The 801-nt window shown below is 58.7% G+C and carries 1 protein-coding gene and 1 pseudogene; both read right to left on the reverse strand.

The window, feature by feature from the left end; all coding sequences use genetic code 11:
- A pseudogene (locus EN807_RS37155) lies at window positions 1-97 on the reverse strand (DUF2243 domain-containing protein); the annotation flags it as partial.
- Window positions 69-269: a KTSC domain-containing protein gene (locus EN807_RS37565; protein ID WP_281034029.1), complete on the reverse strand. Its 201-nt coding sequence runs from the start codon at window positions 267-269 to the stop codon at window positions 69-71. The gene EN807_RS37565 and the pseudogene EN807_RS37155, both read right to left, overlap by 29 nt.
- Between the last annotated feature and the right edge of the window lie 532 nt (window positions 270-801).

The following is an 801-nucleotide window of genomic DNA, read 5'->3' on the forward strand; positions in this document are numbered from 1 at the left end:
GGAGCACGATCCCGTCGAAAAAGCCGCCTAGGCCTAACCCTAGAAGGATACCGGCCGAAGCAGGAAATTTACGCTCTTTTCGGGGGCTGGTGGTCATTGGTGAGGCTCCGTGCCGTCGTCAAGCTAGACTGTCTGTTCCTAACGCGCGCCACAACGAGGTCCCCATTAGTAGGCGCTACACGGTACCGGAAGTGATTGCGGATGTGGTCATTGAAGTAGCGGCCCTTGGCAAAGGCCGCTTTGAACGCGGCGAAGGTTTCCGGCGGCACGCAGTCAACGATCTAGGTGACGACGTGTTCCAAGTCCATTCGCGCTTCATGCGAAGGCATAGCCGCGGGCTTGGCAACCGCCGTTATGACGAGCCTATCAGCCAAAACAACAGCGCCAACACTAGGGCGAGCGCGAGCGCTCCCCCGACAGCCAATTGCAAATTCCGGCGTTTGCCGCGTTTCTTGCCCTGTGCGGCAGCATAGGAACTGTAGATGCGCCGCCCGTCTTCCTCGAAGCGGTCGCTGTTTGGGTAAGCTTTTTTTGGCTTTTGGCGCGGTGTAAGTATTCCCATAGACGCCGATGATAAATCAGACGCCGCATGCCCGCCAGCCGCTTAGTTACCAACCGCTTAAAGCTCTCTGGACTCTCCTTTGCGGCGAAGGCATTCTCACGTTGGGGAGAGAAGGCGTGGGGAAAGCCAACCGTTACCAAGGCGCCGATCAGGCTAACCGGTGGCGAAAGCGCATCGGAAGGAGGCCGTCACGGCGACTTCCGCGCCCTATTCTCGGGCTGCTATTCCTGAGCGTGGGT

It is taken from the genome of Mesorhizobium sp. M5C.F.Ca.ET.164.01.1.1 (assembly GCF_004792125.1).
Taxonomy (GTDB): domain Bacteria; phylum Pseudomonadota; class Alphaproteobacteria; order Rhizobiales; family Rhizobiaceae; genus Mesorhizobium; species Mesorhizobium wenxiniae.